General features: G+C 41.5%; 16 protein-coding genes. All 16 read left to right on the forward strand.

Features of this window, described 5'->3' with window-relative positions:
• Window positions 1-6: 6 nt before the first annotated feature.
• The 16 genes from AC6H0V_RS03595 to AC6H0V_RS03670 all read left to right on the forward strand — a co-directional run bounded on the left by AC6H0V_RS03595 (window position 7) and on the right by AC6H0V_RS03670 (window position 20869).
• The gene (locus tag AC6H0V_RS03595; protein ID WP_497562340.1) at window positions 7-1569 is read left to right on the forward strand and encodes a RagB/SusD family nutrient uptake outer membrane protein; all 1563 of its coding nucleotides are present in this window, start codon (window positions 7-9) and stop codon (window positions 1567-1569) included.
• A 216-nt stretch (window positions 1570-1785) separates the two neighbouring features.
• Complete coding sequence (locus AC6H0V_RS03600) at window positions 1786-3900, forward strand: DUF2961 domain-containing protein (protein WP_497562341.1); 2115 nt, start codon at window positions 1786-1788, stop codon at window positions 3898-3900.
• A 39-nt stretch (window positions 3901-3939) separates the two neighbouring features.
• Entirely contained in the window at window positions 3940-4908 is a 969-nt protein-coding gene (locus AC6H0V_RS03605) for a U32 family peptidase (RefSeq protein ID WP_497562342.1), read from the forward strand.
• A 66-nt stretch (window positions 4909-4974) separates the two neighbouring features.
• Window positions 4975-6105 (forward strand): mandelate racemase/muconate lactonizing enzyme family protein, encoded by a 1131-nt coding sequence (locus tag AC6H0V_RS03610; protein WP_497562343.1) that lies wholly within the window; start codon window positions 4975-4977, stop codon window positions 6103-6105.
• Between the two features lie 5 nt (window positions 6106-6110).
• Window positions 6111-7073 (forward strand): Gfo/Idh/MocA family protein, encoded by a 963-nt coding sequence (locus AC6H0V_RS03615; protein WP_497562344.1) that lies wholly within the window; start codon window positions 6111-6113, stop codon window positions 7071-7073.
• A 57-nt stretch (window positions 7074-7130) separates the two neighbouring features.
• The gene (locus AC6H0V_RS03620) at window positions 7131-7994 is read left to right on the forward strand and encodes an amidohydrolase family protein (protein WP_497562345.1); all 864 of its coding nucleotides are present in this window, start codon (window positions 7131-7133) and stop codon (window positions 7992-7994) included.
• 51 nt (window positions 7995-8045) lie between these two features.
• Complete coding sequence (locus tag AC6H0V_RS03625) at window positions 8046-9419, forward strand: sugar porter family MFS transporter (RefSeq protein WP_497562346.1); 1374 nt, start codon at window positions 8046-8048, stop codon at window positions 9417-9419.
• A gap of 33 nt (window positions 9420-9452) precedes the next feature.
• Window positions 9453-11039, forward strand: a complete 1587-nt coding sequence (locus tag AC6H0V_RS03630; RefSeq protein ID WP_497562347.1) for an aldehyde dehydrogenase (NADP(+)) — start codon at window positions 9453-9455, stop codon at window positions 11037-11039.
• A gap of 386 nt (window positions 11040-11425) precedes the next feature.
• On the forward strand, window positions 11426-12124 hold the full coding sequence (locus AC6H0V_RS03635) for a DUF1826 domain-containing protein (protein ID WP_497562348.1): 699 nt from the start codon (window positions 11426-11428) through the stop codon (window positions 12122-12124).
• A 127-nt stretch (window positions 12125-12251) separates the two neighbouring features.
• The gene (locus AC6H0V_RS03640) at window positions 12252-13589 is read left to right on the forward strand and encodes a sigma-54-dependent transcriptional regulator (RefSeq protein WP_497562349.1); all 1338 of its coding nucleotides are present in this window, start codon (window positions 12252-12254) and stop codon (window positions 13587-13589) included.
• Window positions 13590-13835: 246 nt separating this feature from the next.
• Window positions 13836-13913 (forward strand): potassium-transporting ATPase subunit F, encoded by a 78-nt coding sequence (locus AC6H0V_RS03645; protein ID WP_372820355.1) that lies wholly within the window; start codon window positions 13836-13838, stop codon window positions 13911-13913.
• 113 nt (window positions 13914-14026) lie between these two features.
• A complete protein-coding gene (gene kdpA / locus AC6H0V_RS03650) occupies window positions 14027-15745 on the forward strand; it encodes a potassium-transporting ATPase subunit KdpA (protein WP_497562350.1) in 1719 nt (572 codons plus the stop codon).
• Between the two features lie 79 nt (window positions 15746-15824).
• Window positions 15825-17855, forward strand: coding sequence for a potassium-transporting ATPase subunit KdpB (gene kdpB / locus AC6H0V_RS03655; RefSeq protein WP_497562351.1), 2031 nt, complete (start codon window positions 15825-15827; stop codon window positions 17853-17855).
• Window positions 17856-17896: 41 nt separating this feature from the next.
• Window positions 17897-18460 carry a K(+)-transporting ATPase subunit C gene (locus AC6H0V_RS03660; protein WP_497562352.1) on the forward strand — a complete coding sequence of 188 codons (564 nt, stop codon included), beginning with the start codon at window positions 17897-17899 and terminating at the stop codon, window positions 18458-18460.
• An 83-nt stretch (window positions 18461-18543) separates the two neighbouring features.
• On the forward strand, window positions 18544-19614 hold the full coding sequence (locus AC6H0V_RS03665; RefSeq protein ID WP_497562353.1) for a porin: 1071 nt from the start codon (window positions 18544-18546) through the stop codon (window positions 19612-19614).
• A gap of 142 nt (window positions 19615-19756) precedes the next feature.
• Complete coding sequence (locus tag AC6H0V_RS03670) at window positions 19757-20869, forward strand: sensor protein KdpD (protein WP_497562354.1); 1113 nt, start codon at window positions 19757-19759, stop codon at window positions 20867-20869.
• The last annotated feature ends 62 nt before the right edge of the window (window positions 20870-20931 follow it).

The following is a 20931-nucleotide window of genomic DNA, read 5'->3' on the forward strand; positions in this document are numbered from 1 at the left end:
ACGAACATGAAAAAGAACTTTTTATACCTAACGATATTAATGCTGTGCATAGTTTCCTGCAAAAAGGATTTTATTACACTTAGCTCTGAGAACCAATTGTCTTCCGATACTTTTTACAAAACAAAAGATCAGTTTGATAAAGCAGTTATCGGCACTTATTCTGCTTTACGCGACTGGCAAACTACAACTTCGTCCTGGATAATGGGCGAGATGCGTTCGGATAATACGCACTATGAGTTATATAATTCAGATCGTGGTAATGCCACCACAAATAGAGAAAACGTTGCTGATTTTATAGATGACTCACAAAACGTATATACTGCAGGTAATGGCATTGCTACTACCCAGGCAAAGTATGCCCTTGCTTATAAAGGTATTCAGAGGGCTAACATCATTTTAGATCGCGTTGGATCATCAAGTATGTCTGACGCTGAGAAAAGTTCAGCTACTGGTCATGCAAAATTTCTAAGGGCTTTCTTTTACTTTGATCTGGTACAATATTACGGAGGCGTTCCTCTTTTTTTACATGAGGTTACTAACGAAGTTGAAGCGTATTTGCCACGTGCGACAGCTGATGAGGTTTACAATGCAATTATTGCAGATGCTAAAGATGCTATACAGAAATTGCCTGCACCTACGGCCTTCCCTCAATCTGGACTTGCCACATCTGGTTCTGCCAAAATGTTATTAGCAAATGTCTATATGGTACAAAAGAAGTATGCAGAAGCTGAGGTTTTGTTGAGAGAAATAACCACGATGGGTTATAGTTTGCTGCCTGACTATGCTTCTGTTTATGCCCTTGCTAACAAAAATAGTAGGGAGTCTATCTTTGAGGTGCAATATCAACAGGGAACCCAGGGAGTTAACAGCGCATTTACCTATTCATTTATCCCGCGGATGGCCAGCACAACTGCCATCACCGGCGTAAACTCTAATAGTACGTCAACTGGCGGATGGAATGTACCAACACAAGATTTAATAAGTGCATATGAGTCTGGAGATAAGAGATTAGATGCTTCTATTGCCATAGCAGAAGGTGTAAACGACGCCTCAGGTAACTTTCAAGGCCAGGCGCTTAAAAGTATAATTGGTTATACTACCCCCGCCGGAAAAATTTCTAAACCTTTTATCAGGAAATACCTGCATGCCCATACTATTGTGCTTAACACGGATGATAATTGGCCCGTTTACCGTTACGCCGAAGCCCTACTGTTTTTAGCAGAAGCGCTTAATGAGCTAAATAGGTCATCGGAAGCCTTACCCTATCTAAACCAGGTAAGAACACGTGCAGGTTTAGGTAATGTTTCAACTACCGGCCAGGCGACTTTGCGTGATGTCATTTTGCATGAGCGCCGGATAGAGCTTGCTTTTGAAAATAAGAGATGGTTAGATCTGCTAAGGACTGCTAACGCTATTCCGGTGATGACTGCTTTTGGAGTTAAGCAAAAGCAGCTTTACGGTTATTTGGCATCTAATTCATATCAGGTTACTAGTAACCGGCTATTATTTCCTATCCCAATATGGGAAATACAGCGTAATACTAAAATGGTTCAAAACCCAGGCTATTAACAGGTATTTGTGCGTAATAACCCTAAGAAGCCAACTTCTTAGGGTTAATTTCTCCTATTGTACTAGATGATCGTGTGATAAGATGCTATAATTAAGTATAAACCTACTCAGAATAATTAAAATAAAATAGCATACAAACCGCAACGGCGAGGCGCATCTCACTGATGCGTTAGAAAGATATAATATTTAAGAGCTGACCCAAATAAAAAATAAGTTATGAACCATTATCCAATTTCTAGGGTGTATTTATGCATGTTACTTCTGATAGCTGCACAATCGGCTTTTGCACAGAAGGCGAACGTCTCAGGAAAAAATTCTATCAATGAGTTTTATTACTGGGTATACAGTCATCCTGGTATAAAACAACAAGCTCCAAAAATAGGTTTCGATGCCGTGTCGGCTGTTGAGCGACTGCCTTATTTGTTTCCTTCCGGAACCCAGACCAAACAGTTCATATCCTATGATGCGGCGGGAGCAAACACAGACGGCGATTTTCAGCATGCATTCACCAAATACATTGATAGTAACGGGGAGCATGTGATATTTGACGAATATGGCCCGGGCTCCCTCTACCGTCAACAAATGAATATCTGGTACGATTTTGATCAACACAGAAAGTTATTTCCCGAGGCGGGCAGTGCAAAAATTAGGTATTATTTTGATGATGAAATAAAGCCCCGTATAGATTGCACAATAGATCAACTGTTCAAGTCAGACTCGTCTGTATTTGTAGCGCCGTTTCGCTTTATGGATAAGGCCAGCCGTTTTGCAATAGCATATTATCCCTTAAATTTTAAAAAGCGTTTAAAAATAACGGTAATGCCAGAACTTAGCTGGGCCGACCGGTGGACAACCTGGTACCAGTACACCTATCTTACCTATCCGCAGCAAACACCGGTTCAAAGTTGGAAAGAAAATGCCGCTGTTAGCCATAAGGCGATTGACCAATGGAACAGTAAGGGCAAAGATCCCAAAGATACCGCGGGGATGCTGACGCTTAATTATGATTTGGCTGTTAAGGACGGGGACTCTGTAACCATTAATCTCGACAAAGCCGGGTCAATTTCGTCGCTAAAAATGAAGCTTTTACCTTATAATAGCCAGACACTTAATAACACAAAGCTAAAAATATACTGGGACGACCAAAAGGAAGCTGCAATTGACGTTCCCCTAGGGTATTTTTTTGGTGGTGGCGGGAAGGATTTTCCTTTAAAAAATAAGCCGACTGATAAGGATGTAGATATACCCTCATACAACCTTACAACGCTGCTGTTCGGTTTCAGCGGCAAGGATCACAGCTTTTTTAGCTACTGGCCAATGCCCTTTTGGAAAAAGGCCCGGATTGTGGTGGTGAACAGAACTGGAGCCCCAATAGATTCTTTAAACTGCAGTATTGGTTTTAAACCAAGTCAAGTATATGCTTACCCGCCTCAACAATCTGGTTATTTTCATGCGAAACGCACCTTAGATACTGCCTGGTCTTCAAAACCCTATGCCGTTGCCTTCCAGGAGAAGGGCCGGGGACACGTTGTCGGTCTGATGTTTTACAGTAATAATTATGACATGGACAGCGACGAATTTACCTACATCGATGGTTCACGTACTCCACAAATGCATGGCGACGGTACCGAAGACGATCATAATCAGGGATGGGGTGGAAGTGCCTTCCAGGAACCATTATGGGGCGGACTTATCAACGGCTTTCAGGGCTCTTATCGTATTTATATGAACGATGCCTATATTTTTAACAAGAATATAGATATACGGTATGAATATGAAAAAGTGAGCAGTTTTAAAAATACGAAGACGGATGTAATGATCTATTATTATAAATCTTCATCCTCAGATACCCTTAAACTGACAGACGAGATGGATATCGGCAATGCAAAATCCGAAGCCGCCCATAACTACCATGTCAAGGGACAGGTTTGGAACAAAACGATTACTAACTATTATGATGGTTACACCAAAGCGATAGACTATAACAAGGTAGTGGACAATGGCAGGGCCTTTACAGGAAGCAGTACGTTTGAGGTGACGATAAACCCTGCAAATGACGGAGTACGTTTACGCAGAAGAATTTACCGCACTGATAATGGAGTACAAACGGCATGGGTTTATGTAAACGGGAAGAAGGTAGAAAAGCCATGGCATATCGTAACCAACCCTTCCGCTCCCAAACATCAGATCTATGTGATCGATAAAAAGACGGTAATTAAACCTTCGGATCTTCAAAATCAGGGCTGGTTTGATAGTGATTTTGAGATACCTGCGGCATATACCGCAGGGCAAAAGAAAATTAAGGTAACCATAGTGCCAATACTTAAATAGTATAGATAGCAAGGAAATATTACAACATCAAATTAAAGAATGGAACAAAGCAGAAACTTTCTAAGGTCATTAGGTTATCCCGGCGGTGATCTTTATAATTTGCCAGATTCAGATAAACGGTTTCCGGATGGCGCCCAATACAGGGTAGAATTGCCAAGTGTTGAAGGGCCGAGAGCACTTGAGGCTACATTAGAGGAGATTGACCAACACGGTCTTCTAGTTCACAGGGTCTCACAAGGAAGCGGAATCATGCTGCTTTCTGATGGGGAAATTATGGAAATGACAGCGATGTGCGCCGAAAGGGGAATGGAGTTAAGCTTATTTGTTGGGCCTCGCGGAATGTGGGACATTAGTGCACTTCCTTTTACCCCGGCCGGAAAAGCCTTGGGCCTTCGCCATGAAGGCGCTGATCAATTGGTGTATGCTATGGAAGACCTGAAACGCGGCGTTCAACTTGGGCTAAGAGGAGCTCTTGTTGGAGATGAAGGACTATTGCTGCTAACCAGGGAAATGAAACTGCAGGGACTTTTGCCGAAAGATTTCGTGGTGAAATGCTCTGTTCAGATGATGGCTTCCAATCCCGTGTCTGTTCGTATCATGCAGGATCTTGGTGCCGATACCTACAACGTACCCACGGCTTTAACACTGCCTAAACTTGCAGCCATCCGCCAGGCCATTGATATTCCGATCGATTTGTATGTAGAAGTTCCGGATAATTTCGGCGGGTTTATACGGCTTTACGAAATCGCAGAGTTTATAAGGATTTTATCGCCTGTTTATCTAAAGTTCGGTTTGCGAAATCACCCAGACGTATACCCATCAGGAAAGCAATGGGAAGCTACCAATATTACACTGTGCCGCGAACGTGTGCATCGGGCGATGTTAGGACAGCAAATGATAGAGCGATACTATCCTGATGCAATAACTTCAAAACGAGGGGCAGCTGATCTGGGGGTGCCGGTAATTATAAACGACAGGGGAAGCGAAACAGCTATCATGCATCCATAGATCCATTTATAGGGATTATGTCTTACACAAGGAATTTACATGAACAAAAAATAACCAAAATATTTTATGAGAATAGAAAAAATCAAGGTTGAACATTATTCTGTACCCTCTTCTTTATTTGCAAAAAATGAGGTAAGCGATACTACACATCATATTCCATCGCTTGAAATCATCGTTGCCCGTGTTCAAACAGATACAGGGATCGAGGGAATAGGTTATACCTACACAACCGGACATAACGCACTAACCGTTAAACAGATGATCATTGAAGAGGTTGTACCTGTTTATTTAAACCAGCCTGTGCGTCAATATGAATACCTATGGAACAAGGTTTGGTGGAATACACATTGGGCAGGCCGTGGTGGTGTTTCGGCACTTGCCGTAGCAGCGGTGGATATCGGGGTATGGGATGCGATGGCTAAAGCCGAAGGTCTTCCCTTATATAAATTTATAGGTGAGCACCGTGCCGGTATACAAACCTATGGTAGTGGGGTAAACTTATCATATTCTATTGATGAACTGCTCGAAGAAACGAAAGAGCATATGGAGAGCGGATTTGTGGGCGTTAAAATTAAGGTGGGAATGCCCGATATTGAGGAGGATGTTGAGCGCTTAAGACAAGTGCGAAAGCTAATTGGCAATAAAGTTAAAATCATGGTAGATGCCAATATGGGTTGGCACTTAAATGAGGCAATTATGCGTACAAATGCGTTGCGTGAGATTGGGCTGGCATGGATCGAGGAACCGTTTATACCAGAAGATATTGATTCGCACGCTTTTCTTTCAAAAATGGCCGGTATCCCTATTGCGGCCGGCGAGAACCTTTACTCCAAATATCAGTTTAACGACTATTTCAAAAAGCAGGCTATCCAGGTAGTTCAGGCAGACGTAGTGCGTTGCGGCGGAATTACCGAATGGTTAAAAGTAGCACACCTTGCCGAAGTTTACAACTTACCTATGGCACCTCACTTTATGGTTGATCTGCATGTTAGCCTACTGTGTTCCATTTCTAATGCATACATAGCGGAATACCTGCCATGGTTTCATCCTGTGCAGATTAATCCGATCACCACAACAGACGGAATTTTACGACCCAAAGACCTCCCTGGACATGGGATTGAGTTTGATTGGGAACTTTTGAGTTTATATAAGGTTGCTGATCTCCAATCGGACATTCCCAATCTAAATTCTTTGTGATTCATATGTCAAAAATAAAAATTGGTTTTATTGGCTGCGGTGCCGTAGCAGAACTCCATTATCAGGGATTATTGGCTTGTGAGCAGGCAGAGCTAGCCGGAATATACGATCTGGATGTACAATTAATGCACCGAAGATCGAAAGCTTGGGATGTGTTAACTTTTGAAAGTCTTGAAGGCCTGCTGCAGCATAAAGATATACAGGCAGTCTTTGTCTTAACTCCAGTTGATAGCCATTACGATCATGTAATAGCTGCTTTGAACGCAGGCAAACATGTTCTTGTCGAAAAGCCGCTGGCCAATAAAATAGAAGAAATTGAAGAGATGGCCTCATTGGCTGCAGCTAAAGGATTGCAATGCATGCCGGCTCATAATTATATCTATTCGCCGGATATGTATCGGCTAAAGAAAAATATTGCCGCCGGGAACCTTGGAAGAATTGCTGTTTCGTGGATCTTGTACCATATTCACCACAATGAAGAACTGTGTGCTCGTTATCCAGGGATCATCCGTCAGATTGGTACACATCTGCTTTATACCCATAGGTATTTGTTTGGTGAGCCAATTGCCATGACCGCTCAAACCACCAGATTCTTATATCCAAAGCTCAATCGCGATGACCAGATGATGCTAACGCTGATGATGCCTGATGGTTCAATGAGCAACTTGTTCGCCAGTTTTGCAGTTAGCGATCATTCAACTAATCCATGGTCTTTTGTAGTAAAAGTTCTTGGAACACAGGGCAGTACGCAGCTTTCGTGGCAGGATGTTGTGCTAGACAGGGCCCTAGGCACCTTATCCCGTTCTTACGGCCGGTACGAAGAAACATACGAACATGAAATCCAATATTTTATAAACGAATGTGTAATGAAGGGCAAACCGCCTTTATCGACCCTCGGCGATGCACGAGCTGTGTTAGAAATGGTGATTCAGGCCGAGACGGATTCGCAGGAGAAAAAGTCAACATAAGGAAGGGGAAATGAAAATTAATCGTACCGCACAATACTCACTATACAATAGTGCCCAATGAAAATAGACTCGCATCAACATTTTTGGTCTTTGAAAAGACCTAACGACTACGGTTTTTTGACACCATCAGCAGGTGTGTTATATAAAGATTATCTACCTGAGGATATCAAGCCCAATCTGGAAACAGCGGGTATAAATTATACCATAGTAGTACAGGCAGCTGAAACGGAAGAAGAAACACAGTGGCTTCTGGATCTGGTAAAGGATGTAGAGTATGTAGCAGGTGTGGTGGGATGGATTAATTTTGATACGGATCCCGAAACGTTTAAACAAAGACTAGCCGTGTTTAGGGAATACCCGAAATTTGTCGGAGTACGCCCCATGCTGCAGGATCTTCCCGACGATCAGTTTATCTTAAAGGATCGGGTTTTAGGGAATCTTAAGATAATTGCCTCGCTGGATTTTCCTTTTGAGCTACTTGTCTATCCAAGACATTTACCTCATGTATATAAGATGCTTATGCAAGTACCTGGTCTGCGTGTGGTAATCGATCATTTGGCTAAGCCAGAAATTCGCAATAATCAATTAGAAGTATGGCAATCATGGATGGAGAAAATCAGCAAGCTTCCCAATGTATGGTGCAAACTTTCAGGAATGGTTACAGAAGCAGATCACAAGAACTGGAAGAAAGAAGATTTTGTGCCTTATGTGTGGGGAGCAGTAAAATACTTTGGCAGCGGCCGACTGATGTATGGAAGCGACTGGCCGGTTTGTTTGCAAGCAGCAGATTATAGCCAAACTTACCAATTGCTTCAGGAGGTATTGTCGGATTCTCCTATAAACTTGAACGATATGGCCAAAGCAGCAATATTTGGCAACAATGCAGCGAAATTTTATAAACTGAAGTATATAATTCGCTAGCATAAGAAAATAATGATAAGATATTCTTAATACTACTTAATAAACCATGATATGAAATTGTACCTGATATTAACTTGCCTTGTTGCTGCAGCCGGTGGCTTCCTGTTTGGATTTGACACTTCCGTTATTTCGGGAGCAATAGAATTTATACAATCTCCGAAAGTTTTTAATTTAGACGAACTTGAAAAAGGCTGGACCGTAAGCTGCATCATTATTGGCTGCATGGTGGGATGTGTTTTTGCTGGGCCATTGAGCGATAAATATGGCAGAAAAACGTTGTTAATAGTCACAGCGCTTATATTTCTTCTTTCAGCACTTGGCTGTGCCTTAGCCCAGAGCAACTTTGTGTTTGTTATTAACCGCATTATTGCGGGATTTGCTGTCGGATCAGCCTCCATGTTAGCCCCAATCTATATTGCCGAAATTTCTCCGGCCAAACATCGCGGGAAACTGGTATCGCTAAATCTTTTTGCCATATTTTTAGGACAATCTGCAGCGTTTTTTTCCAATTTTTTACTGCGGGATGTGGGCGGAGAGGATAACTGGAGGTGGATGATCGGAATACAGGTGGTACCATCTGCAATTTTGTTCTTGCTGCTGTTTTTTATTCCCGAAAGTCCCCGTTGGTTGGTTGAAAAGAAAAAGAACGGTGTGGCTCTTGATATACTTACAAAAATTAATGGCGGTGAGTTAGCCGAATACGAACTTGCGAAAATTAATGAATCCGTTCATGCAAATGTTCAGGGAAAACTGGCAGAGCTCTTTAAAGGGAGAATGTTTAAATTGCTGCTGATTGGAATTGCATTGGCTGTTTTTCAGCAGGTAACGGGCATCAATGTAATTATGTACTATGCGCCCTCAATTTTTAAATCGGCTGGTTTTGGATCAGACTCGGCATTATTTCAAACTGCCCTAATGGGTCTGGTAAACCTAACGTTTGCAGTAGTGTCTATGTTTTTTGTCGACAAGCTGGGCCGCAAGCCACTAATGGTCATTGGATCTGCCGGAATGGGAATTTCACTATTGCTCCTTGCTATTACCTTTATCACAAATAATTTCGAAGGTTATTTCGTGCTTTTTTGCATCATGGGTTTCTTGGCTTCCTTTGGATTTTCCCTTGGGCCAGTTGTTTGGGTGCTTATTTCTGAAATATTTCCAAATAACCTCAGAAGTCATGCTGTGGCAGTTTCCGTTTTCCTGCTGTGGCTGGCTAACTTTATTGTGTCGTTTTCCTTCCCTTATTTATTAAAGAACCTGCAGGGATATTCGTTTTTGATATTCTCATTGATGTGTTTTCTATGCTTGTTGTTTGTGATGAAGTTTTTAACCGAAACCAAAGGAAAATCCCTTGAGCAAATAGAAAAAGAACTGGTCGGTAACGAAGAACCTGAATTTCTTCCTTCAAGGGCTAAAACGGATAATTAACAACATACATGGTAAAACTAAAAAAGATTAATAATGAAGTTAACAGGAGCAAACTTTATAGGATTTAAAAAAAGTGCAGGCGGAGATAAAACCTTTCAAGCATTTGCTCCGGCTCAAAATGAATATTTGCCAGAAAAGTTCACCTTGGCCTCCGAGGAAGAGTTTCAAGCTGCAGTTAAGGTAGCAGGTGACGCTTTTCAGGTATTCAGTAAACTGCCTTCAATAGAACGTGCAGCATTCCTCGATGCCATTGCCCAGGAGATCATGCTTCTGGGAGATATTTTGATTGAAAGGTGTGTTGCAGAGTCGGGTCTGCCAGTTGCAAGAATTGTTGGAGAAAGAGGCCGGACATGCAATCAGCTACAGCTATTTGCTAAGCTGTTACGGGACGGATGGTGGGTAGACGCCCGTATTGATAAAGCGCAGCCTGAGCGACAACCTTTGCCCAAACCAGATATCAGAAGAATGCTTATCCCATTAGGTCCCGTTGCTGTATATGGCGCCAGTAACTTTCCTCTCGCATTTTCAACAGCTGGTGGTGATACCGCATCGGCCTTGGCGGCAGGATGCCCAGTTATTGTGAAATCACACCCTTCGCATCCAGGAACAAATGAATTGGTTGCTTCAGCTATTGTCAACGCTGCAAAGCAAACCGCAATGCCTGATGGTGTGTTTTCGTCGCTCTATCTTTCTAACGAGCATTCAGTAAAGCTTGTACAGGAAGCAAGGATAAAGGCCGTTGGCTTTACTGGTTCGCGTGCCGTGGGAATGACACTTTACAATGCAGCAGTGTCCAGGCCAGAACCTATACCCGTATATGCGGAGATGAGCGCCGTAAATCCCGTGATTTTATTGGAAGGGGCATTAGCAACGTCCGCGGAAAAAATTGCAAAAGAACTTGCCGGTTCAGTTACTATAGGCTCAGGGCAATTTTGTACCAATCCGGGCATAATTCTGCTTGTAGAAAGTGAGAGATCGAGAAGTTTCCTAGAGCAATTTGCAGGACATATCCGGGCAGCTATACCAACAACAATGCTGAACAAAAACATCTATTACGCCTATTTAAATGCGGTATATGAGTTACAAAAGGTAGAAGGAATTTCGTTGCTCGCAGCATCACGTAAAGGCAACAACGAAGCGCACCAGGGCGAACCCGTTGTGCATATTGTAAATGCCGCAGACTTTCTGCTAAATAAGAAATTTTCAGATGAGCTGTTTGGACCTGCTACACTAATTGTTAATTGTAAGACTGAGAATGAACTGCATCTGGTTTTACAAGCCATGGAAGGTCAACTAACAGCAAGTGTTCACGCTGCCCCGAAAGATGAAAGAAGTTTGACTACCGTTATCAATATTATAGAGCAAAAAGCAGGACGAATAATTTATGGTGGCTATCCAACAGGTGTTGAAGTTTGTGATGCTATGCAGCATGGCGGGCCTTTTCCATCAACCACCGATTCGAGGTCAACCTCCGTCGGAACCGCTGCAATCTATCGTTTTTTAAGACCTGTAGCCTACCAGGATTTCCCTGATCACCTCCTTCCTGAACCTCTTCGATGCGCCAACCCATTAAATATTATGCGTCTGATGGATGGAAACTGGACAAAAGATCAGGGATAAAAGTAATTATGGATGAAAAGTAATCCTAATTGTTCTAGTGTAAACAGGCTGGTTCGAGAGATGACGGACACCTTTGACAGAAGAACCTAGTTAGGTTTTGGGAGGAGACATAATGGTGATCGAAAGAGGTTATATGTCTATAAAATAATGCTTGATGTAGACGAATAGATGGGAGCGCCATATGCATAAATCTTATCCTCCCACAGGCGCAGGTGCGAAGTGCAACGACACATGTTGAAATCATTATTGTTGAGGAGTAGATACAAAGAATATCTATATCTTTGGCATTAAGACTTGCGCTAGAAAGAGAAGACATTAAGTGTATTTTAGAGGCTGTGTTGTTTCGTCAAATATTGTATTAGAGCAGGATCATCATAAGGCATGTTATGCACACTAAATTCGACGATAACAACCAAATCGGAACAGTCTCTACATTTGAGGAACTTATACATACACGATTTCATGGCGAGATGAACGCTATTTGCTGGCATAGGAACCTAATTGGAGATTTCGAAGAAGTTGTGGAAAAGCTTCAATTAAAAGAGAATGTTACAGCTATTTCAATCGAAGAGCTTTTAGCCCTGTCGCTATCACAGGAAGGGACTATGGCTAGAGATATGATATTAAATGATTTAAGATTATTGTCAAATGTGGGTGCATTGCCATCTCTTAATTTGCTCAAAAGTTACGAACGAGATGAAGAACTAGATTTCATCTCAATCGATGTATATTCTTATCATGTAGATCGTTCGCCTATTGCTACCGACACTTTTTTATGTACCTATTATGGCGCTGCAAGTGATATCTTGCCTAATCATCAGGTTGAAAAAAAGATTTTAATTCCAGAAATCCGTAGAAAGCTTCAGTATTTACACAATGGTCCAGAATCAGAATTTGAGGATTTTTTGAAGGAAAATTTTTTTGATCTGCATTATCATCCTAAACCCAATGCTAATCCTTTTAACTTAGGCCAAGGCCACCTGTGGAAATTGGCAGTAGATCATCCTGACCAACAGGTTCTACCTTGCGTTCATCGGGCGCCTAAGGAAAATGAGGGTGAATACAGACTGCTTTTGATTTGTTAATAGTAATGGCGTGCTTAATTGGTTACGCTGGTATTTCTTCGTGCTTTTTATTAAGTACCTTCGCGAAGCAGATTGCTCATACCATATTAAATTGTTTATTCTTAATATTGCTTCATAATTACGAATAATGGAATCTTCAATACTTATTATCGATGATGAAATCAAGGTCAGAAGCCTGCTCGCAAGGATAATAGAACTTGAAGGATTCTCTGTTTTACAGGCCGCTACAGCTAAAGAAGGGTTAAAATTACTACAAGCACAGGATGTTTTGGTTGTAGTTAGTGATGTAAAGCTACCCGATGCAAATGGCGTTGAATTGGTGAAGCAAATCAAAGCCATTAAATCTTTTGTAGAGGTTATTAACCTCACAGCTTATGGAACAATTGCCGACGGAGTGCTGGCCATAAAGAATGGTGCTTTTGATTACCTCACCAAAGGTGATGATAACGAAAAGATTATTCCACTTGTTTATAAGGCCGTTTCGAAAGCAGAGCTTCAACTCAGGGTATATGAACTCGAAAATAAAATTTCTGGAAGATATAGCTTTTCGACTATTCTTGGCAATTCAAAAGCCATTCAGGAAGCCATCTCACTAGCTAAAAAAGTTGCAGTAACAGATACAACCGTATTGTTGCTGGGAGAAACTGGAACTGGAAAAGAAGTTTTCGCGCAAGCCATCCACTATGAAAGCTCAAGAAAACAAAAGTCATTTGTGGCATTAAATTGCAGTGGATTTAGTCCCGAATTGTTAGAAAGTGAACTATTTGGCTATAAAGCAGGTGCATTTACTGGGGCCGCCAAAGACAAAAAAGGACTTTTAGAAGAAGCAAACGGTGGTACACTTTTCTTGGATGAAATTGGAGAAATGAACCTTGACCTTCAAGCCAAACTTCTTCGGGTGCTAGAAAACCAAACCTTCATCAAAGTGGGTTCAACTACTACAAGCCAGGTTAATGTTAGAATATTGGCAGCTACCAATCGCGATCTGAAAGAACAGGCAGAGTCTGGTCATTTTAGGCTAGATCTCTATTATCGTTTGTCTGTGTTTGAGATTAACCTCCCATCACTAAGAGAGCGGAAAGATGATATAACAATACTTGCAGAACATTATCTTAAGGAGTTCGCAAAAAAGGTAAACCGGCTAAACCTGAAAATGGATGAAAAACTGCTTGCCATTTTTACCAAGCATACCTGGAAAGGCAATGTAAGGGAACTTAAGAACGTAATCGAAAGATTGGTAATCCTGAATGATGGAGAGCTCATAGGCACTTCCCAATTGCCAAACGAGTTTTTGATTGATGTACCAAATGCAAGTGCTTTCGACCTACAAACCATAGAAAAACAGCATATTCAAAAAGTGTTGGCCCATACAAAAGGAAATAAAACAGAAACTGCCCGTTTGTTGAATATAGGGTTAACTACACTTTATAGAAAAATAGAAGAATATCAGCTAACGGAATTATAGATTCATAATTTCCATTTCGATAAAAACCCTTCCATTTTGGAAGGGTTTTTTTGTGCATAAAATTTTAACTTATTATTTAAAATTCTGACAATCAATCTAATGCCGGTTTATTGACTCTGTTGGATTAAGAATTGGTACAGTGAAGAAAAATTAACTCACATGTACACAATTGTTTTATTATTCACCCTGCTCATCATTTGCTGGATTATGTATAGATCCATCGATTGGTTCGAAAACATCTAACCTATGCTAGCCTTATTCATCATTTCAATTGCAGTATTCCTTTATATGGTATACGTGCTGATTAAACCCGAAAAATTTTAATTAGGGCAATAGGAAATAGGAAATAGCGAGCAGGGAATAGGGAATAGAGAAAATCCTTAAGCACCCAATCCATTTCCCATTTCCCATTCTCCACTTCCCAATTCCCAAAAAACATGAATACAGAATTCCTAGGCATTATCGCCACCTTCCTGCTCACCCTTGTAATCGCTATTCCGCTTGGCAAGTACCTGGCAAAGGTATTTGCAGGAGAAAAAGTATGGACAGACTTCTTAAAACCTTTTGAAAGTGGAATCTATAAACTTTCGGGTATCAATCCAAAAGAACAGATGGATTGGAAACAACACTTAAAAATTTTATTGCTCATTAACTCAGTTTGGCTGATCTACGGCTTTTTTGTACTGTTATATCAGGATAAACTGCCATTTAATCCCGATGGAAATCCGGGCATGACACCTGATCTAGCCTTGAATACCATTGTCAGCTTTGTAGCCAATTGTAACCTTCAACATTACTCTGGCGAAAGTGGTGTAAGCTACCTTACCCAACAGTATGTACTGATGTTCCTGCACTTTTTGAGTGCGGGTACCGGGATTGCAGCTGCCGTAGTGCTGTTCAAAGCGTTTAGGGATAAAACGACAACAACGTTGGGCAATTTTTGGGAGTTCTTCGTAAAGGCGATAACCAGATTATTATTGCCACTTTCCATTGTTGTCGCCTTGATATTAACCTTTAACGGAACGCCTGCTAGCTATGATGGCAAAGATCAATTTATTTCCTTACAGGGCGATACGGTTAATGTTTCCCGTGGTCCTGCCGCACAGCTGATTGCCATAAAACATTTAGGAACAAATGGCGGTGGCTACTTTGGAGCAAACTCATCCCATCCTTTCGAAAATCCGAACTACTTAACCAATATGGTAGAAATGATTGCGCAATGTATTATTCCCATTGCCATGGTGATCTGTTTTGGGCATTTCATCCGCAGAAGAAGATTGGGATGGATGATTTTCGGGGTAATGACCATTGGGATGCTATTGTTGATGATCCCTAGTTTAACATCAGAACTGGGAGGGAATCCTGCACTTGAAAAACTAGGAATAGCCCAAGCTACGGGCGCAATGGAAGGTAAAGAAGTAAGGATTGGCCCAGCAGCCACTGCCTATTGGAGTACCTTAACCACCGTTATTTCTACCGGTTCGGTTAACGGAATGCACGATAGTACTATGCCATTAACGGGCCTATGGCAACTATTGGCCATGATGATCAACGGTCTATACGGGGGTTGTGGCGTTGGTATCCTGAACTATTTCATCTATCTGATTATTGCGGTATTTATTTCAGGACTGATGGTTGGACGAACGCCAGAGTTTTTAGGCCACAAAGTGGAAGCACGAGAAGTAAAAATCGCGGCGATCATTACATTGCTAAGTCCATTTTTGATCTTGGCAGGAACTGCACTGGCTTCTTACGTCTTTACAACCCATGGCGATGCCGAGTGGACAGTGCAGCCCAAGAGTTGGCTAAACAACCCAAGCTTCCACGGCTTTTCCGAAATGCTATACGAGGTTACGTCATCCAATGCCAACAACGGCTCAGGCTTTGAAGGCCTAGGCGATAATAATATGTTTTGGAATTTGCTTACGGGAATTATCATTTTTCTAGGGCGCTTCCTCCCAATTATAGGGCCGTTGGCAATTGCAGGATTGCTCTCAAAAAAGAAGTTTATCCCAGAATCAGCAGGTAGCTTGAAAACAGATACGATAACCTTCAGCCTGATGACTTTTGCGGTAATCTTGGTGTTAAATGCACTTTCTTATTTCCCGGCTTTGGCTTTAGGGCCACTCGCGGAATACTTTTCCATGCTCCAGTAGATAAAATCTGTGCAATCTCAATCCCGATAGCTATCGGAACGGTATAATCAACCGCGAAGCGTAAAATAAATTTAATCCAATGAAATCTAACAATAAACTATTCGAGCCGGCACTCGTGCAAAAAGCGCTCAAACAATCGTTCCTCAAACTAGACCCAAGGATGATGATCAAAAACCCTGTAATGTTCACTGTAGAGGTGGGTACTTTGGTAATGGCCTATGTTACCGTTTATTCCATCTTCAACAGCGGTCAAGGCTTTCCAATATATAATTTTTTCATCTTCTTGGTGTTATTGCTCACGGTATTGTTCGCCAATTTCGCTGAAGCAATTGCAGAGGCAAGGGGAAAAGCGCAGGCTGATAGTCTACGTAAAACTAGAGAAGAAACACCTGCTAAAGTTGTTTTGGCAAACGGGAGTCTCGAAATGCGCTCTTCCAATACCTTGAAAAAAGGTGATGTTTTTATCTGTGAAGCGAATGATACGATCCCAACAGACGGAGAAATAATCGAAGGTATCGCTACGATTGATGAATCTGCAATAACGGGAGAGTCTGCACCCGTAATCAGGGAGGCTGGTGGCGATAAGTCATCGGTTACAGGCGGTACAAAAGTATTATCCGACGAAATCAAGGTTACGGTAAGTACGGCACCAGGCGAAAGCTTTTTAGATAAAATGATAGCTTTGGTTGAAGGTGCATCACGCCAAAAAACGCCTAACGAGATCGCTTTGACCATCCTTTTGGCAAGTTTTACACTGGTATTCATCATTGTATGTATCACGCTCAAACCATTTGCCGAATATGCAAGTACGCCCATTACCATTGCTGCACTGATTTCCTTGTTCGTGTGCCTGATCCCCACCACAATTGGCGGACTACTTTCGGCCATTGGCATTGCTGGAATGGACAGGGCTTTACGGGCAAATGTAATTACCAAGTCGGGAAAAGCGGTAGAAACAGCTGGGGATATCGATGTACTATTATTAGATAAAACAGGAACGATCACCATCGGTAACCGTAAGGCCACCAATTTTTATCCAACCGACGGCGTAATCATTAAGCAGTTTATTGACGCCTGTGTACTCAGTTCACTAGCTGATGAAACCCCAGAGGGAAAATCGATCATCGAACTGGCCAAAGGCGATAATAGTGCAGTCTTAGAAACCGCACCTGCTGGGTCAGAATTTATCAAGTTTACCGCCGAAACCCGGTCGAGCGGTTTAAATACGGCCGATGGGAGAAGAATCAGAAAAGGAGCATTTGATTCTATTAGGTATAGTGTAAAACAGGCGGGAAATGTTTTTCCTTCAGATATTGAAGAAAAGGTAAAATCAATTGCTTCTAATGGAGGCACGCCATTGGTAGTTTCAGAAAACGAAAAAGCATTGGGCGTTATCGAATTGCAGGATATCATCAAGCCTGGCATTAGCGAAAGGTTTGAGCGACTACGGAAAATGGGGGTTAAAACGGTAATGGTTACGGGTGATAATCCACTTACAGCCAAATATATTGCCGAAAAAGCTGGAGTTGATGATTTTATCGCAGAAGCAAAGCCAGAAGATAAAATGAACTACATTAAAGATGAACAGGCGCTTGGAAAACTGGTTGCAATGATGGGGGATGGCACAAATGATGCCCCAGCATTGGCCCAGGCCGATGTTGGTGTAGCGATGAACAGCGGAACACAGGCGGCGAAAGAGGCTGGTAATATGGTAGACCTCGACAATGACCCCACAAAACTGATCGAGATTGTAGAAATAGGCAAACAACTCTTGATCACAAGAGGAACATTAACCACCTTTTCTATAGCCAATGACGTGGCCAAATACTTCGCGATTGTTCCCGCTCTGTTTATCGCTTCCATTCCAGCCCTGCAAAGCCTTAATATCATGGGACTGCACACGCCAGAAAGTGCAATCCTATCGGCCGTAATTTTTAATGCCCTCATCATCCCAATCTTAATTCCGTTAGCGCTAAAAGGTGTTGCCTACAAGCCAATCGGTGCAACTGCATTATTGAGAAGAAACCTTTTTATCTATGGAATCGGAGGAATTGTGGCACCTTTTATAGGGATCAAACTCATCGATTTAGCGGTAGGCCTATTTGTTTAAAATTCGTTGTAGTCAATTTAAATCAGTGTAATCACTTAATCATGAAAAAATATATCATTCAATCCATCCGTTTAACACTCGTATTGTTAGTACTGTTATGTGTAATCTACCCCATCAGTATTGCTTTGGCTGCAAAATTCAGTAAAGGGAAAGGTGGAGGAGAAAAAATCACCAAAAATGGGAAAGTAATCGGATATGCCTTGTTGGGCCAATCATTTACCAAACCCGAATATTTTTGGGGAAGACCATCCGCGGTTAATTATAACGCCGCAGGTTCGGCTGGATCTAACAAAGGTCCATCAAATCCCGACTATTTAAGAGACGTTTCTAATCGGATCGATACCTTATTGAAATATAATCCGACAATAAAAAAAGAGAACATTCCAGCCGATATGGTTACCGCCTCCGGAAGTGGGTTAGACCCAAATATCTCTGAGCAAGGGGCCATTATCCAGATCAAAAGAATCGCAGCTTATCGTAAAATCGACGAGAGAAAAATTGCAAGATTGGTTGTCGACAATACGAGTACTCCTTTTCTTGGACTTTTTGGACCAAGTACAGTTAATGTATTGAAACTGAATTTGGCGTTGGATGAACTAAGATAAGTTTACAGTTTACAGTTTTCACAAATCAACCGTAATAAAGCGCCTTAATCGGTGTAATCTTTCGGTGTAATCGTTTTATAACAATGAAAAAAATTATCATCCTAGCGATAGCTTTTACAATAGTATGCTACGCAAAAGCGCAAGAACTCCCAAAAATTAAGGTAACAGGATACCTGGAAACTTATTACGGATATGATTTCAATAAACCCATTGATAATAACCGTCCATCATTTGTTTATTCACATAATAGGCACAATGAGGTTAACCTGAACTTGGGATTTATTAAGGCAAGTTACGAATCTGAAAAAGTTAGGGCCAACGTTGCCATCATGGCGGGAACCTATGCAAATTCAAATCTTTCGGCAGAGCCAGGCGTACTTAAAAATATCTACGAGGCCAATGCAGGATTAAAATTGAGCCAAAAAGCAAACCTATGGATCGATGCAGGGATTTTCTCTTCCCATATTGGATTTGAAAGTGCCATCAGCAAAGATTGTTGGGTTTTAACAAGAGGAATTTCATCAGAAAACACACCGTATTATGAAGCAGGGGCAAAGCTATCTTATGGCACCGCCGATGGAAAATTCATGACAACGGTATTATACCTAAATGGATGGCAAAAAATCAAAAGGCTCGACGGGAACAGCAAACCGGCAGGTGGATTGCAATTAATCTATAAACCGACTGCTACACTTACCTTTAACTATAGTAATTATTTAGGTTCAGAAGGTATGAATGCAGTTCGTGTAAACAGGTTTTACCATAACTTTTATGCCATCGCCCAAATAACAGAAAGCTTCGGGGTAACGGCAGGATTTGATTATGCTACTCAACAAAAAGTGAAAGGCGGGTCGGCTAAAAGTGAGGTTTTCTCGCCTGTACTCATTGCCCAGTATAAATTTGAGCCTAAATGGAGCCTAGCAGGTAGAGCAGAATATTACGAAGATAAGGACGGGATTTTCATCGCCACTGGCACAGCAAACGGCTTTAATACAATGGGCTACTCCTTAAATCTCGACTATTCACCGATCAGCAATGCCGTTGTGAGGTTGGAAGGCAAAGTTTATGATAGCAAGGATAAGATTTTTGTAAGAGATATCAATTTTGTAAACCATAATGCCGCTTTAACAGCAAGTATAGCGGTGGGTTTCTAGGGAATTAGCAAATAGAATAGAGAAATGGGGAATACAGAATAGGGAATAGTAAGTAGACGATAGGCTTACAAAATGGACTATCTGCACACAATCTATTTCCAATTTCCAAACCTCTATTTCCTTCTTCCAACACAAACAAGTTATGCAACAAGTACAAGACTTTCTGAGCCTAGTGCAACAAAACCGACGAGGCAAGCTTAAAATCTACATCGGCATGAGCGCTGGTGTAGGTAAAACCTATCGCATGTTACAGGAGGCCCATGCTTTGCTCCGAAACCATATCGATATTAGGATAGGGTATATAGAAACCCATTTTAGGAAAGAAACACATGAGCTACTGGACGGAATTCCAATGATCTCAAGGAAGAAGATCTTTTATAAAGGGAAAGAATTGGAAGAGATGGATGTGCAGGGTATCATCAATGTCCATCCGGAAATCGTGATTGTGGATGAACTGGCGCACACCAACGTAGAGGGAAGCAAGAACGCAAAGCGATGGCAGGATGTATTTGATATCTTGGATGCCGGGATAAGTGTAATTTCAGCTGTGAATATTCAGCACCTAGAAAGTATAAATGGGGAGATCGAACACATTACTGGTATTCAGGTTACCGAAAGGATCCCCGACAAGATATTGGAGGTAGCAGATGAAATTGTAAATATAGATCTCACCGCTGATGAACTGTTAAATCGTTTGAAAGAAGGTAAAATTTACAAAGCCAATAAAATTGAACAGGCACTAAATAACTTTTTCAAGTCTGAAACGATACTTCAGCTTAGAGAAATGGCGCTCAAAGAAGTGGCGCACCAAGTTGAGCGAAAAGTAAGTATCGAAATACCGAAGCAGATCAAGTTACGGCAGGAACGTTTTTTGGCATGTATATCGTCCAATCAACAAACAGCGAAGGTGGTAATCAGGAAAACCGCCAGACTGGCATCCTATTATCATTCGCCATGGCTGGTTGTGTACGTGCAAAGTAATAATGAAAATGCCGACCGTATACAATTGGATAAACAGCGATATTTATTGAATAATTTAAGATTGGCCACCGAATTGGGTGCAGAAGTTATACGGATCAAAAGCAATGAAATTACAAAAACCATCATCAATTTGGCTGTAGAAAAAGAAATTACAACCATTTGTATTGGCAAACCCCATTTTAACCTCTTTCAGCTCATCTTAAGTACAAGTATATTTAATCAGCTTTTAAAGGCAATGGCAAAAACAGAAACAGATTTGGTTATCTTATCTTAATTTTAAAAAGCCACAGATGCACAGATTTTAGTAAGTTAACCTGTTCATCTGTGGCCAAAAAA

It is taken from the genome of Pedobacter sp. NO84 (genome assembly GCF_059703915.1).